Source organism: Aeribacillus sp. FSL K6-8394 (assembly GCF_038008865.1).
GTDB lineage: Bacteria > Bacillota > Bacilli > Bacillales > Aeribacillaceae > Aeribacillus > Aeribacillus composti.
Map to the genome: position 1 here is coordinate 2,576,074 of NZ_JBBPAA010000001.1, position 14,258 is coordinate 2,590,331.

Annotated in this window: 15 protein-coding genes; 4 read left to right on the forward strand and 11 right to left on the reverse strand. The window is 40.5% G+C overall.

Annotated features, from left to right (window positions below; all coding sequences use genetic code 11):
• Positions 1-193: 193 nt before the first annotated feature.
• The 5 genes from NSR00_RS12170 to NSR00_RS12190 all read right to left on the reverse strand — a co-directional run bounded on the left by NSR00_RS12170 (position 194) and on the right by NSR00_RS12190 (position 3,519).
• Positions 194-1,834: a b(o/a)3-type cytochrome-c oxidase subunit 1 gene (locus NSR00_RS12170; RefSeq protein WP_063389061.1), complete on the reverse strand. Its 1,641-nt coding sequence runs from the start codon at positions 1,832-1,834 to the stop codon at positions 194-196.
• Positions 1,831-2,304 (reverse strand): cytochrome c oxidase subunit II, encoded by a 474-nt coding sequence (locus NSR00_RS12175; RefSeq protein ID WP_094244737.1) that lies wholly within the window; start codon positions 2,302-2,304, stop codon positions 1,831-1,833. Before NSR00_RS12175 ends, NSR00_RS12170 begins: the two co-directional genes overlap by 4 nt.
• Before the next feature lie 15 nt (positions 2,305-2,319).
• Complete coding sequence (locus NSR00_RS12180) at positions 2,320-2,475, reverse strand: cytochrome c oxidase subunit 2A (protein ID WP_117016867.1); 156 nt, start codon at positions 2,473-2,475, stop codon at positions 2,320-2,322.
• A gap of 286 nt (positions 2,476-2,761) precedes the next feature.
• Complete coding sequence (locus NSR00_RS12185; protein ID WP_063389063.1) at positions 2,762-3,133, reverse strand: DUF423 domain-containing protein; 372 nt, start codon at positions 3,131-3,133, stop codon at positions 2,762-2,764.
• Positions 3,134-3,213: 80 nt separating this feature from the next.
• Positions 3,214-3,519, reverse strand: a complete 306-nt coding sequence (locus NSR00_RS12190; RefSeq protein WP_063389064.1) for a YwdI family protein — start codon at positions 3,517-3,519, stop codon at positions 3,214-3,216.
• 151 nt (positions 3,520-3,670) lie between these two features.
• Here NSR00_RS12190 and speE point away from each other — a divergent pair, with 151 nt between their 5' ends.
• From speE to NSR00_RS12205, 3 genes are all read left to right on the forward strand, one after another.
• Positions 3,671-4,519, forward strand: coding sequence for a polyamine aminopropyltransferase (speE, locus tag NSR00_RS12195; RefSeq protein WP_340789040.1), 849 nt, complete (start codon positions 3,671-3,673; stop codon positions 4,517-4,519).
• Positions 4,520-5,022: 503 nt separating this feature from the next.
• Entirely contained in the window at positions 5,023-6,855 is a 1,833-nt protein-coding gene (locus NSR00_RS12200; RefSeq protein ID WP_340789042.1) for a PTS beta-glucoside transporter subunit IIBCA, read from the forward strand.
• 64 nt (positions 6,856-6,919) lie between these two features.
• Positions 6,920-8,383 carry a 6-phospho-beta-glucosidase gene (locus NSR00_RS12205; RefSeq protein WP_340789045.1) on the forward strand — a complete coding sequence of 488 codons (1,464 nt, stop codon included), beginning with the start codon at positions 6,920-6,922 and terminating at the stop codon, positions 8,381-8,383.
• Between the two features lie 149 nt (positions 8,384-8,532).
• Here the strand turns inward: NSR00_RS12205 and NSR00_RS12210 are convergent, their stop codons facing one another.
• From NSR00_RS12210 to NSR00_RS12235, 6 genes are all read right to left on the reverse strand, one after another.
• On the reverse strand, positions 8,533-8,736 hold the full coding sequence (locus NSR00_RS12210) for an IS3 family transposase (protein WP_340789047.1): 204 nt from the start codon (positions 8,734-8,736) through the stop codon (positions 8,533-8,535).
• Between the two features lie 237 nt (positions 8,737-8,973).
• Positions 8,974-9,402, reverse strand: a complete 429-nt coding sequence (locus tag NSR00_RS12215; protein ID WP_340789051.1) for a hypothetical protein — start codon at positions 9,400-9,402, stop codon at positions 8,974-8,976.
• A 28-nt stretch (positions 9,403-9,430) separates the two neighbouring features.
• On the reverse strand, positions 9,431-9,604 hold the full coding sequence (locus tag NSR00_RS12220) for a hypothetical protein (protein ID WP_161939832.1): 174 nt from the start codon (positions 9,602-9,604) through the stop codon (positions 9,431-9,433).
• A 301-nt stretch (positions 9,605-9,905) separates the two neighbouring features.
• Positions 9,906-11,132, reverse strand: coding sequence for an IS110 family transposase (locus tag NSR00_RS12225; protein ID WP_044897903.1), 1,227 nt, complete (start codon positions 11,130-11,132; stop codon positions 9,906-9,908).
• A gap of 182 nt (positions 11,133-11,314) precedes the next feature.
• Positions 11,315-11,578, reverse strand: coding sequence for a hypothetical protein (locus tag NSR00_RS12230; RefSeq protein ID WP_340789054.1), 264 nt, complete (start codon positions 11,576-11,578; stop codon positions 11,315-11,317).
• Positions 11,579-12,101: 523 nt separating this feature from the next.
• Entirely contained in the window at positions 12,102-12,785 is a 684-nt protein-coding gene (locus NSR00_RS12235) for a uracil-DNA glycosylase (RefSeq protein WP_340789057.1), read from the reverse strand.
• Between the two features lie 750 nt (positions 12,786-13,535).
• On the opposite strand from NSR00_RS12235, the gene NSR00_RS12245 reads away from it, so the two are divergent.
• Positions 13,536-14,171, forward strand: a complete 636-nt coding sequence (locus NSR00_RS12245) for a L,D-transpeptidase (RefSeq protein WP_340789060.1) — start codon at positions 13,536-13,538, stop codon at positions 14,169-14,171.
• The last annotated feature ends 87 nt before the right edge of the window (positions 14,172-14,258 follow it).

Sequence of the window (14,258 nt, forward strand, 5' to 3'; positions counted from 1 at the left end):
ATATGAGGTTCGTGTTCCTCGGACCGGTGTTTTGCCTCCAGCTTCCTTCAGATTCCGCGTCACCACGGACACCCTTTCGTTGAGCTAACCTCTACTTCTGTCTTCGGGGTTCGGGACTTACACCCTATAGTTCATGTACATGCCGGGCGCACATAAAAAAAACCGGGCGTGAAAATTCCACGCCCAGTTTCTTCTACCAGAATTTAAATCCCGGTGAACTTGGTGCATTTTCAATGATATCGATGACCGGTACTGTATAAGCGATTACAATTAGCACAACAGACAGGCCGATCCAAATTTTCCAATTTTCTAGAAGCAATGGCGTTTTTTCCGCATCTTCATGAACTTCACCAACTGGAAATTCTTCCGTTCCTTTTGGAGCAGCCACTGCCAAATTTATAACAATATAAAGAATCATCAAAATGGCAACGAATAAGATGGCTCCACCAACTGCCATGATAGTTTGATAAGACATCCATTCCAACGCCTGCGGATGGTCTCCATATGTTGTATAAGCGGTCCGCCGAGGAGCTCCAAACAAACCAACTGTATGCATGGCTCCTGACATTAGGAACATACCGATGCACCAGAAAACGGTTTGAATGATCCCTAATTTATTTAATCGCGGTGTTAACGTTCTGCCTGTTAAATGAGGAACCAACCAATAAGAAATACCAAAAAACGTCAACGCTACAGTGGTGGCCACTGTTAAATGGAAATGTCCTGTTACCCATAAAGTGTTATGAACGACTTGGTTCATTTGGTTACTTGCATTAATGATTCCGCCTGCTCCGCCAGGAATAAAAACGAGCATTCCCATAAACGGTGCAAAAAAGCGAACATCTGTCCACGGAAGTTTTTTCACCCAGCCAAACAGTCCGCTGGCCCCTTTTTCTCTTCCGCTTATTTCAAATGTTGCAAACAAAGCGAAAGCTGTCATTAAAGATGGAACAATGACCATAAACGTCAACACAATTTGCAAAAACTTCCAAAACGGAGTGATCCCAGACTCTAGTATTTGATGATGGAAGCCGACTGGGATGGAAAAAAGAACAAACAGTACAAACGCCAGTCTTGCAAGCGAATCGCTGAAAATTTTCCCGCCTATTATTTTTGGAATGATGACGTACCAGCACATATAGGCAGGCAATAACCAGAAATACACTAATGGATGGCCAAAATACCAAAAAAGTGTTCTGCTTAACAGCACATTGATTTTATCGACTAACCCGAAGGACCAAGGAATAAACTGGAATAATACCGTTACTGCTACGCCCAATGTTGCTATGATCCATAAAATCATTGTGGCAACTGCCATAAAGCTTAATAGAGGAGACGGTTTTCCTTCATTTTTCTTTTTCCAGACAGCGTATTGGCTAAACATGCCAGCTCCGCTTACCCAGCTGCCGACTACAACAAGCGTCAGACCGATATAAAACCATGGCGATGCTTTAAGTGGTGCATAAAAAGTGTATAGAACGGTCGCTTTATTTAATAAGATCATAACCGTTGTAATCGCTGTTCCAATCGTCATAAGCCAAAAGCCGATCCAAGCCGACTTTTTGGCAAACGGAGTTAAATCACCTGTCGTCCGACTCATGGAAGCATATAAAAAACCAATGATAAAAAATGTTGTAAAAACAAGTGCCAACAAAACGCCATGAGCAGTCAAAAGCTGATAATACCCGATCCCTGCCGGAAGCTCAAGCGTTCCGCTTCTAACAAAAGCCTGCAATAACCCGGCAATCGCTCCTAAAAACAATGCAATATAACCAACTGCAATATGGGCGAGCGCCAGCTTTCCATCGTTTGGGTGAAGCGCTGTATTTTTCATGCTTTTGTCACCTCAATTTTCGTGCTCATCATTTGGTGCCCAGTACCGCAATATTCGTTGCAAATTATTAAATAGCTGCCGGGTTTATGGAATGTATGTGTAAGCGAATTCACATGTCCCGGGGTCACCATCATGTTGACATTTGTGCCAACGATTTCAAGGCCATGAACAACATCTTTGCTTGTCACGATAATATGAACTTTTGCTCCCTCCGGTATTTTTATGTCATTCGGCATAAAGGCAAAAGCTTGAGAAACTATAACAAGTTCGTATTCGTTGTCTCCAATTTTCTTTAAGCCTGGTTGATTAAACGGCTCTGTGGTGTCTACTTTTTGCGGATCCAATGTGGTCAGATCACTCGGCGGATGATGACCTTGTGCAAATGCACTGATGCCCACGATTGTTAAAAACATCACAAGCGTACCTATACCTATTAATAGCCAAACCTTTTCAAGTTTGTGCAAATGCAAGATGATCCCCCTCCTTTATAATCGTTGAATAAATAAGTAGTAAACTCCAAACCAAGAAAGTATTAAAAAAAGAGCCAGCATAAGAACAGATAAAAAAGTGCCAAATAACGAATATTCTTTCTTTTGAGCAATTTCCTGCTCTTTTTTATCGGAGATGAATTCTTTTGCCACCCATAACACCACCTTTTCTTCTTTTAAAAAAATTGTAGTTTAGCTTACGTTAGTCAATCTGTGAAAAAAATCACATTTTCCATAGTACTTTTTGACAGTATGTTGAACAAAAAACATTGCATTCACACTGAATCTTCTATCATTAGGAAGCTAGGAGCCAAAATGAACGGGACACATTTTTGGATGAAGCTCTGGCTATGACCTTTGAATCGGTTAAGAAGGTCACCCTTTCATTTCTTTGCACAAAAAAAACGCCTGTCCCGATATAGTAGACAGACGTTTATATTTACATATATTTAACTGCAGCAACAGCAAGAAGAACCCACGCAATTAAAAATGAAATGCCTCCAAGCGGCGTAATTGCACCTAACACTTTGATCTGCGTCACACTTAATATATACAGGCTTCCGGAAAACAGGAGAATACCGATGAGCATAAGCCACCCGGCCCAATTTGCATAGCCTGCCTGCGGATGCTGCTGCAAAAACAGAGCCGTGACAAAAAGGCCAATCGAATGGAACATTTGATATTGTACACCTGTTTGCCATGTCTCCAAATATTTTTGCGGAATTTTCCCTTCCAAACCATGGGCGCCGAATGCTCCTAAAGCTACAGACAAAAAAGCACCGACGGCTCCAAGAATGAAAAATATTTTCATCATCTTCACCCCTTTTTCCCTTCATCTTACCTTATCGTCCATTTTTTTTAAATGAAGATTTTACAGATGACAAGATTTTGTTAGAAATCAAAAATAGATTCTCCATTTGCATCGTCTTCGACCAACAAACGTTCTTTCATTGTCAGCGTTTTGCTGTTTGCATTTCCGATCATTTTTTCCAGCTCTAATGGAGTTATTTCACTTTCGCTTTTTGGCTCTTGAATAGCTGAAAAATCATAATTTTCCTCTTGTTGATCCAAAATAACATCACATAAAGAACGGATGACAAGAAGCCGGGCTTTTAGATCATGAGGTGTTCCTGCTGCCTTTGCCTTTTTCAGTTCCTCCTCCATTTTGCCTATTATGCTTGAGACCGGTATATTCAACTCCTATCGCTCCTTATTGAAAGATAATGATCTTGCTTTTTTTATCATATTTGATTTTTTCCTTATTGACAAACTTGTCTGCTTCATTCACTTTTCATAACAAACTTGTTACAATAAGTAAGGAATTTTTGAGCACAAGGAGGGCCTGCAGATGGACAATCAATATTTGCAAACAATAAACGGCGATTTATGGTTAACAGAAGATGAAAGAGAAAATTTAAAAATCAGCTATAGAATCAAAGAAGTGCTTTTTTCAAAGCAATCCCCTTTTCAACATGTTATGGTATTGGATTCGTATGATTTTGGCCGCATGCTAGTGCTAGATGGTGTTGTGCAAACCACTTCTATTGATGGGCATATATATAATGAAATGATTTCCCATATCCCGCTCAATCTCCACCCAAATCCGGAAAAAGTGCTGATCATCGGCGGCGGAGACTGCGGTGTTGCCAGAGAAGTATGCAAATATGATTCAGTGAAGGAAATCGATATGGTGGAAATTGACGAGCTTGTCGTTTCCGCATGCAAGGAGCATCTGCCTGAAGTGTCAGGAAACTTAAGCGACCCGCGCGTAAATTTCTTATTTATTGACGGCGTGAAATATGTAGAAAACAAACAAAATGAATACGATGTGATCATTGTTGACTCTTCTGACCCGATTGGACCGGCAGAACAGCTGTTTTCAAAAGATTTTTATACCAACCTATATAAAGCGTTAAAAGACGATGGCCTCATGGTATGCCAAAGTCAATCGCCTGTTTTCCACTTGGATGTTTTAAAACGGTCTTATAGCCATATTCAATCTTTATTCCCGATTACAAAACTATACACAGCTGTTGTTCCTACATATCCGGGAGGACTATGGAGCTTTACAATCGGATCGAAAAAATATGAAGATGTAAAGTCGAACAATTTTTCGAAAGATACAAAATATGTAAATCAAGCCATTCTCGAAGGGTGCTTTAAGCTTCCTGAGTTTTTGCAGCAAGCATTGAAATAATGGAGCTGGCCCAAAAGTCATTGAAAGTTGGCTTTTTGGGCCTCTATTTGTTTTGACAAAAAAACATACTTTCTAGTAAAAATGCAAGCGTCAAACGAACAATAAAGAAAGAACTGTGTGCTGCAAAATTCGGCGCCATTAATTTCATTATCCATTTTAGATTGACAAGGTATGAAAGCGGATGCTAGAATGGTGTCAGAAAATGAATACAAATCGGACAATTAGGATTGTTACTGGTCATGCAGGCAAAACCTAAATTGTCTGCCGTATGCCGCAGTCTTTCTGCGCTTATGGCGGGCAATTTAGGTTTTTTTATTTCATTCATGAACATAAGGGGGGAGTCGCTAATAAAACACGCTTATTTGAGACCGCTTCCTAAATAATTTGTATAAGGCGTGTCGATACGTGTTGAGAAGAAACGAAAAACGCCCATTGTGGAGGACAAGATTTTTACAATAATTAACATTTAATTGCAATATCCAACATTTAGGGAGGTGTCGGCTATGAGCCATGAAAAATTAGCAAAAGAAATTTTAGAGCTTGTTGGTGGTGAAGAAAACGTTGTATCCCTTGTACACTGCGCGACAAGACTACGTTTTGTCTTAAAAGACAACGCAAAAGCAAACAAAGAAAAATTAGAGAACACACCAGGAGTTATTACAGTGAAAGAAAGCGGAGGGCAGTTTCAAGTCGTTATTGGAAATACGGTCCCTGAAGTTTATGCAGAAATCGGAAAAATCTCCAATTTAACGAGTGATGCCCAAAAGGTAACGAATACTGGAGAAAGGAAAGGAAATATTTTTAGTCGACTAGTCGATGTAATTTCGAGTATTTTTGCACCGCTTCTTGGGGTCATGGCAGGAGCAGGTATTTTAAAAGGATTGCTAGCCATTGTAACAAAAGTTGGATGGTTAGTTCCTACAGAGAGCACTTATATTATTTTAGACGCAATTGCTGACAGTTTGTTCTACTTCTTGCCATTGTTGCTTGCAGTAACATCCGCTCGTAAATTTGGGTCAAATCCTTTTGTTGCAATGACTGCAGCTGGAGCACTAATTTATCCAACAATTGTAACAATGAGAACAACACCGCCTGAAGGCGGAATCGAATTCTTCGGAATTCCATTTACATTAATGAGCTATTCATCCACTGTTATTCCGATCATTGTAGCAGTATGGCTTATGAGTTATGTAGAAAAATTCTTCAACAAAGTGATTCATGAAAGCGTTAAAAATTTCTTAACACCATTGCTTAGTCTAGTTTTAATCGTTCCGCTTACACTAATTGTAATCGGTCCGCTTGGTGTAATAGCAGGAGAAAAAGCAGCTGATCTTATCTTAGCATTATTGAATTTAAATCCAATTATCGCAGGAGCAGTTATTGGTGCTTCCTGGCAAGTTCTTGTTATATTGGGAATACACTGGGGCATTGTTCCGATCTTTATCAATAATATCGCAACAAAAGGAATTGACTATATTAAGCCAGCTACAGCACCATCTGTTTTCTCACAGGCGGGAGCTTCCCTTGGTGTAATGCTAAAAACAAAAAATAAAAAATTGCGTGCATTAGCAGCTTCCACTACTGTAACTGCTTTATTCGGCATTACAGAGCCTGCTGTATACGGTGTAACACTGCGTTTTAAGCGTCCATTTATCGCTGCGGTTATCTCAGCTGCAGTGGGCGGTGGTATGATTGGATACTTTGGAAGCGTAGCGGTAGCACCTGGTGCACCTGGACTTTTAACCCTTCCGGTATTCATTGGTGAAGACATGAAAGCGTTCTACGGATTATTAGCAGCTGTTACTGTAACATTCGTACTATCAGCTGTATTGACTTACATTTTAGGATTTGAAGATCCAGTAGAGGAGATAGAGCAAGTAAAAAATGAAGAAATTGCAAGTCCGCTGGAAGGTAAAGTGGTTCAATTAAAAGACGTACCCGATGTGGTATTCACTTCAGAAGCGATGGGTAAAGGAATTGCGATTGAGCCGACAATAGGACGTGTGGTATCACCTGTAAACGGAACAGTAACAGCCGTTTTTAATACAAAACATGCGATTGGTCTAGTATCCGATTCTGGGGCGGAAATCCTAATCCATGTCGGAATTGATACCGTTAAACTGGATGGTCAATTCTTCACTTGTCACGTCAAACAAGGTGATAGGGTGAAAGTGGGCGACTTACTTATTGAATTTGACATTGATAAAATTAAAGAAGCTGGTTACCAAGTTGTAACACCTGTGATTGTTACAAATATAACAAATTACAAAGAAGTAATACCAGTAACAAAAGAAACAGTCAAGCAAAGCGAAACCGTTTTAACTCTAGTAGTCTAATCCATAGATATGGTTTCGATTTAAACTCGAAACCATATCTCATTCAAATGAGGAGGAATAGTTTATGACGTTTCCGAAAGGTTTTTTATGGGGTGGAGCGATTGCGGCTAACCAAGCAGAAGGAGCCTATCTTGAAGATGGAAAAGGGCTGACAAACGTCGACCTATTACCGATAGGCGCCAAAAGAAGAGACATTATGAAAGGGAACGTTCCGTCATTAAAACCACTTGAAGGGGAATTTTACCCATCCCACGAAGCGATTGATTTTTATCATCGATACAAAGAGGACATCGCCCTTTTTGCAGAAATGGGATTCAAAGCTTTTCGTTTATCAATTGCATGGAGCCGGATTTTCCCAACTGGGGAAGAAGAAACGCCGAACGAAAAAGGACTTCAATTTTATGACAATTTATTTGACGAACTCATAAAACATAACATAGAGCCGGTCGTAACACTTGCACATTTTGATGTGCCAGTTGCACTGATTGAAAAGTACGGTTCTTGGCGTAATCGGAAACTTGTAACACTGTTTGAAAAATACGCGAAAACCGTATTTAATCGATACAAAAACAAGGTAAAATACTGGATAACGTTCAATGAGATTAATATGCTACTGCACCTTCCGTTTTTAGGAGCCGGTCTTGTATTTAGAGAAGGAGATAACATCGAACAAATAAAATACCAAGCGGCACACCATCAATTGCTTGCCAGCGCGTTAGCTGTTAAAGCCGGCCATGAAATCAACCCGGAATTTAAAATCGGATGCATGCTGGCTGCTGGAACGTTTTATCCTTACACATGCAATCCAGAGGACGTATTCCAGGCAATGAAAAAAGACAGAGAGTCCTTCTTTTTCATCGACGTGCAGTCCCGCGGAGCATATCCTGGCTATGCCAAACGTTTCTTCGAAGACAACGGTCTGAAAATCCAAATGGAGCCGGGAGATGAGGAGATCCTGAAAGAAGGAACGGTTGATTATATTGGATTCAGCTATTATTCAAGCCGCACAACAAGCACCGATCCTGAAGTAGTTAAAAATATGACAAGCGGAAACGTGTTCGGAAGTGTTTCAAATCCATATGTCGCAAAATCAGAGTGGGGGTGGACAATCGATCCTAAAGGTTTGCGCATCACAGCCAACCAACTCTATGACCGCTATCAAAAACCACTGTTCGTCGTAGAAAATGGTCTAGGAGCTAACGATGTTCCGGATGAAAACGGCGAAATTAACGATGATTATCGCATCGATTATTTAAGACGTCATATTGCTGAGCTGAAAGAAGCAATCAAAGACGGAGTAGAGATTATCGGGTATACTTCCTGGGGACCGATCGATATTGTCAGTGCGTCAACCGGTGAGATGAAAAAACGCTACGGTTTTATCTACGTTGATAGACATAACGATGGTTCAGGGACACTTGAACGCAGGAGAAAAAAATCGTTCTTCTGGTACAAAAATGTAATTGCAACAAACGGAGAAGATTTAGGCTTACCTTCTTCTTCCACTTCAACCGTATATCGTTCATAGATTTTCGCTCCGCGAGCACGATCAGTCATCGAATAGGTCAAAGAAGAGGATAGTCTCAAGAAGTGAACTGCCCCCTGTCAAGTAGACAGTGGAAATAATAAAACATGATCTAAACGGCTTTAGCTCTATATTCCATAGGGCTAGGCCGTTTAATCGTTTTTGATAACGATGATGATTATAAAATGGATGTACTCATCGATCGCCTGGGATAGTTCTTCAAACGTTTCGTACTCGTGTAAATAATACTTCTCACATTTCAGTGCTCCCCAAAAGGACACCATAGGTCCGTTATCCACCCATTTGTCCACTCTCGTCATACTCTGTGTCATCCGGACTTGATCCAGTATAATCATTTCTCCCCCAATTGGGGCAAGATTATAGAATATTTACTATATTTATACTTTCTATACTGGGACGCCAGTTACATATTCAGATAAAATAGCCCCTACGATAGCTCCTGCAACTGCTCCACCAATTCCACCAAACAAAGAACATAAGTATGTCGCTCCATTTGAAATTCCACCTTTAATTATTGCTCGGAAAACAGTTTTAGTTAACCAAAATTCGACTCGGACGAGTGTGCTCTTTTATTATTTTGTTGAAAGAATCTTTTTGCATACTGGAAAAAGGTTATCTTCATCTTTTGCAAATTTTTTTAATAGGTTTTCAGTAACTTCAATTGGAAAACTTTGTTTGTCTTCATCAGTGAGAGAAAGTGTTTCAATGACATACTGATGAAACTCCTGAAGATTTGGAAATTCACCAGTTTTTCTATACATTCTTTCTGTTTTACTGACTAATAAGGGTAATTCATGATACTTAGTTGCATCAATATTTAATTTTAAAAGAACATAGTCTATATCATTTTTATCAATATGTTTGTTTGTTTCAACAAGTTCAACCAATAGTTTCATTACTTTACCCAGTTTTTGTGTTAATTGATATGTTTCTTTATCAAGTCTGTTAATTTGTTCAATTTCTTCTTCAATATGTTTAATTCTATCCTCTAATTCTTTCATTCATACTTCCCCTCCCTACCTATGTGTCTTACACTGGAGCCAAAAATTCAATAGCTTCTCTAATTACGGAGGCTACAATTCTAGCTGTGGTTTTTCCTAGAGGTTTTTTTAATGCTTGATAAACAGCATCTTCTATCTTACCATAGGTTAAATTTTCCACACTTTCTAATTTTCTTAAAGCAGGTTTAACGTAAGTATGCATTAAATTTCCTACTTTAACAGCTGCGTCTTTCCCTAAAGTTTTACCTACAAAATTAGTTATGGTAGTAGTGTTATTAATCGCCCATTTTAAAGCTTTTTTAACTGCATAGCTAGGAACAGAGTTTGTTTGAACGCCGCCAGGTCTAACTGGGTCAGTTACTGTAATAGAACCTGGTCTATCTATCCCGAAAATTTAAGTCCATGAAAAAAGCACAAAAAATCCAGGGGGTGTTAACACCAGCAGATTGGTATTTGCTGGAATAAGTCATGTTTATGCACCTGATGGTTACTGTTTCGGTTAACTACGCTGTTTGATTTGACGGCTCTACCATGACCTTAAACCCTAGTGTTTCCAACTTCCGAATCGCTTGTCTGGCGACTTGATGGCGCTTGCGTTCTTCGTAGTAATGTGGACCAAGTTCGATGTAAGTCTGCTTCTTTTTGAGGAGATGGTAGACAATAGTCAGGATGCTATGAGCGACCGCAACCGCTGCACGATTGGCCCCCCGGCGTGCAGCAATACGGTGGTACTGGCTGGATAGATAGGTGTGTTTGGACCTAGCAGCGGCACGGGCGGCTTCCACCAGGGTGCTACGAAGCTTCTGGTTTCCCTTGCGGGTTTTCCCTGACTTTCGTTTTCCGGCACTTTCGTTATTCCCTGGGGCGACTCCTGCCCATGAACACAAGTGAGCTGCCGAAGGAAACTGTGTCATGTCAGGGCCAATCTCAGCCAAAATATGCTCCGCTGTGCGCCGACCAACGCCGGGGATCGTATCTAACCGCTCCAGGTCATCTTCAAAAGGGCGCATCCGCTCCTTGATTTCAGCATCCAGTTCTTCAATCAAGGCATCTAAGTGATCAATATGCTCAAGCTGGGTTTTAAGCATCAGGCGTTGATGAGGGCCGATGAGGCCCTTCAGGGCCTTTTTCAACTCCTCTTTCTTCCGTTTGAGACGGCGCTGAGCCAGTTCGGATAGCACATCGGGGTCAGTTTCACCATTAATTAAAGCCTCGATCATGGCTCGACCCGATTTGCCCAGCACATTGGTCGCCACCGAGGAGAGTTTGATGTTAGCCCCTTCCAGTACCTTCTGGATGCGGTTGATTTCGCGAGCCCGCTCTTCAATCAGGCTGCGACGATAACGGATGAGTTCCCTCAACTCCCGTTGCTGGCGGTCAGGGATGTAACTACCTTGTAGCAATCCATGGCGTAAGAGTCCAGCGATCCACTCGGCATCCTTTACATCTGTTTTGCGACCAGGCACATTTTTGATATGTTTGGCATTGACCACTAAAATCTTGATGTCTTCCATCTCCAACAGGTTATAAATTGGCTTCCAGTAGGAACCTGTACTTTCCATGGCCACGTGAGTGACGCCATGCGCCTTGATCCAGTCTACAAGCATAAGCAAGTCTTCAGTCATGGTAGAAAACGTGCGGATCTCTTGATGATCCGGAGTAATAATACAAGCGACGACGTTCTTCTTATGAACGTCTAATCCACAAACATGAGTATGGATAATGTCCATGTTCGTTCCCCCATGCCTAACATGTAATAAACACAGGCTGGCGGTGCAACGACCATACACGTCATTCTATCCCGCGTGCTTCCCCAGGGAGCAACAGTCTGTGGTGCACCAGGTCGTCGGGGTCTGTCTAATTAACGGGCTCATGGCACCAAGGTAAGACGACCTCGCTGGCCAGCCTAAGATTAAGTATACATGGACGAACTATTTTCATCATCTGCTGGTGCCGCTTTTGCGGCATGGGGGTCTAATTGATAATTTTTAGCAAAACTATTATAGTCGAGAACTAACTCTTTTTTCTCATTATTTAAAGCATCATAATCATTTTCAGTTGGTAATACAGTAGTTGGTTCATTTGTCGCAGCACTTGTTTTATTACCTTCAAATCCTACGAATGTTGTTAATAGTATTGCTGAAGAACTTAAGATTAAGATACCTTTTTTTAACATATTTTTCCTCCTTGTAATAAATAAAATTGTTAGGAATGATCGTACTTTGTCAAATCCTCTACTCCGCAAAGAACAAAGCGATGCTTTTGTAGTCTTGAGATATTGGTCATTTGCTTCGAACCTCCTTTCTATTTGAAAGACGTTTTACAAGTCTATATTGTTTCAATATTTCCTAAAAAATCCTTTTATGAGCAAATATGACAGATTCCAATGCAATGACGAGGGTGCACAAATCTATTCTTGAAGAAAAACCGAGGCAGAAAGTGCGCCCCGTCATATTAAAGGCAATCGTTCGTTCCGCAGATTTTCTTTTCGAGGGCTTTCGAAAGTCCAAACGGAGTTGGAATTGTAGCCATGGAACACAATCTATTGAAAGCGTCCGGAAAGTCATTCACTTTCAACAGAATCTCCAAAAAAATAAAAAGACGGATGAAGAAAAACTTTATGATGTTTCTTCATCCGTTTTATTTTTGGATAGTCCCTTTTTCATGTTTCCACTTATCACGCAAACGGCAGGCAGCAATTAAATGTCATTATCGCTGATGCACCAGTCAATTTCTTCTGATCCGATGGACTTTAAAAATTGATTTGCTTTAGAAAAAGGCCTGCTGCCAAAAAAGCCTCTGTTTGCCGAAAATGGCGATGGATGCGGCGACTCAATGACAAAATGCTTAGTCATGTTAATCATTTCTTTTTTCGCCTGTGCATGCCTGCCCCATAAAATAAAGACGACTGGACGCTCTCGCTCGTTTAAACAGCTAATCACTCGATCGGTAAAATGTTCCCATCCTTTTCCTTTATGAGAATTGGCTAGTCCCTGCCTTACCGTCAGCACAGTGTTCAATAATAGAACACCTTGCTTCGCCCATTTGACAAGATGACCGTGGTTTGGAGGCTTGCAGCCGAGATCGTTCTCAAGCTCGATGAAAATATTTTTCAGAGACGGCGGCTGAGCAATCCCCGGCTTTACGGAAAAGCTTAATCCATGTGCTTGATTCGGTCCATGATACGGATCTTGGCCTAAAATGACAACCTTTACTTCTTCATAAGGCGTGTAATGCAAAGCATTAAAAATGTCGTACATATCCGGATAAATCGTATGATGGGCATATTCCTGCTTCAAAAATTCCCGCAGCTCTTTGTAGTATGGCTTTTCAAACTCTTCTTTCAGCAGTTCCCACCAATCATTTTTTAAAATCTGCTTCAACGTTTGCCACCCTCTTAGCTTCTACTGATCTATCACTATTTTTAATGTTATGATGATTCGGCTTTTTTTGTCAAAGGGTGACAGATGTCGCTAATATTTTGCAAAATGTTCCACATGAAACATTAAGGCTTTCGACAGAAGCAAGAGGGCAAAAATCGCAGTAAAGACTGAAATATCAACTTTTTAGCCGTTCCCATTTTAAAGTGAGAAGCTTGATCCCCTAAATGTACGAAAAACATTTGACGCATTTTTATCACGTTTAAACACGCCGGAATGCTCCAAGATAACGCAAATGTTCTGACGATTCTATTGATTTTCGTCTGATAGACACTCGCAGGTAAACGGAATATCCGTTCATTTTTAACAATTACCGAATAGCCTAAATGAGACAAAGCTCGTCATTGAAAAAATGCTGAAACAGACGGACAAAGCCTACGACATCAAATATGCTGCCCCCCTCGATGCTTTAATGTGGCAGACGCCCATAAGGAAGGCATTTCAGGCGAGGATCATGATCCTGAGGCACACCTCATCCCAATCATTTGCTAGAAGAGGTTTCGAGCTTGATGTCGATACACAAGACGGAAATAATGTTTTTGCTTACTCCTTTATTCAAGTTCACAATGAAAATTATTTATGTTTCTTTTTGATTACAAATTTTTTCGTAATTGCAGCTTTTTTTGAATAGTTCTTTGCATAAGCACATAATTTTATAAAGAGAATGGACAGAAAGGACAGGTTTAAAAACATATGAGCATAAAGAAAATCTATATTGGTATCGCATTTATTTCTTGTTTCTTTTTTATTCTTTCATCACCAGTTGCAGCTGAACAAAAGATTGATGGTCAGCTGATCATAATAAACAAGAGCGTAAATAAACTGGCATTTTTTGAAGACGGAATTCTTCAAAGAGTATTTCATGTCGCAACAGGAAAATATGCTCAGCTAACTCCAGAAGGCATTTTCCCCATTGTCACAAAAATTAAAAACCGCCCTTATTTTAAAGAAAAGATTCCAGGAGGAGACCCGAGAAATCCATTGGGTGATCGCTGGCTTGGTCTTGATGCTTTAGGATATTATGGAAATAATTTTGCCATTCACGGCAATAATAATCCAAGATCGATTGGAACGTATGCAAGCAGCGGATGTGTCCGCATGCATAACGCCGAAATTCGCTGGCTCTTTGAAAATGTTGAGCTGCATACGCCAGTCATTATTCTAAAATCCAATAAAAGCTTTGACGTTATTGCAAAAGAGCACGGATATTATACTGAACAAGGGGTTCCTGTCACTATTCGGAATGGAAGAGTGCTGTTTGCAAGGGAACAGTTAACGAAATCACCCGAAAATATGTATTCACCGCAGGGAGCTTTCGCTAAACAATAAACCATGGGGCGGAGACGGAGCAAGCAGCTGAATTACTCCGTTCCACTCAAAAGGTTTGCTGAATTAGACGAAATCGGGAAAGTATTG

Bases quoted from the DNA above. Each gene is read 5' to 3' on its own strand.
- NSR00_RS12170 (WP_063389061.1), bottom strand. From the start codon at position 1,834: ATGAAAAATACAGCGCTTCACCCAAACGATGGAAAGCTGGCGCTCGCC.
- NSR00_RS12185 (WP_063389063.1), bottom strand. From the start codon at position 3,133: ATGAAAATATTTTTCATTCTTGGAGCCGTCGGTGCTTTTTTGTCTGTA.
- speE (WP_340789040.1), top strand. From the start codon at position 3,671: ATGGACAATCAATATTTGCAAACAATAAACGGCGATTTATGGTTAACA.
- NSR00_RS12200 (WP_340789042.1), top strand. From the start codon at position 5,023: ATGAGCCATGAAAAATTAGCAAAAGAAATTTTAGAGCTTGTTGGTGGT.
- NSR00_RS12205 (WP_340789045.1), top strand. From the start codon at position 6,920: ATGACGTTTCCGAAAGGTTTTTTATGGGGTGGAGCGATTGCGGCTAAC.
- NSR00_RS12210 (WP_340789047.1), bottom strand. From the start codon at position 8,736: ATGATTATACTGGATCAAGTCCGGATGACACAGAGTATGACGAGAGTG.
- NSR00_RS12215 (WP_340789051.1), bottom strand. From the start codon at position 9,402: ATGAAAGAATTAGAGGATAGAATTAAACATATTGAAGAAGAAATTGAA.
- NSR00_RS12220 (WP_161939832.1), bottom strand. From the start codon at position 9,604: ATGCATACTTACGTTAAACCTGCTTTAAGAAAATTAGAAAGTGTGGAA.
- NSR00_RS12225 (WP_044897903.1), bottom strand. From the start codon at position 11,132: ATGGACATTATCCATACTCATGTTTGTGGATTAGACGTTCATAAGAAG.
- NSR00_RS12230 (WP_340789054.1), bottom strand. From the start codon at position 11,578: ATGTTAAAAAAAGGTATCTTAATCTTAAGTTCTTCAGCAATACTATTA.
- NSR00_RS12245 (WP_340789060.1), top strand. From the start codon at position 13,536: ATGAGCATAAAGAAAATCTATATTGGTATCGCATTTATTTCTTGTTTC.